The 246-nt window shown below is 55.3% G+C and carries 1 protein-coding gene; it reads right to left on the reverse strand.

All coding sequences use genetic code 11. The annotated features are described in order from the left end of the window. Positions 1 to 246: ATP-binding protein (locus SB752_RS33075; protein WP_410719607.1), on the reverse strand; the 246-nt coding region annotated here is incomplete at both ends.

Here is a 246-nt window from a genome sequence, read left to right on the forward strand (position 1 = left end):
CACCAGCCCCAGGCCTGTTCCACCATAGCGACGGCTGATGGAAGCCTCGGCTTGACTGAACCCGTCGAAAATTCGCTCGATCTGCTCCTCGCTGATACCGATTCCAGTGTCGGTCACAGCAATTCGCAACCGGACAGCATCGGCATGACGAACACACTCATGCAGGCTGACGGTAATTTCACCACACTCGGTGAACTTCAGCGCATTACCAGCCAAGTTGATGAGAATCTGTTGAAGGCGCAGGCT

Origin of the sequence: Brevibacillus sp. SIMBA_040, assembly GCF_046535075.1 — a bacterium.
GTDB lineage: Bacteria > Bacillota > Bacilli > Brevibacillales > Brevibacillaceae > Brevibacillus.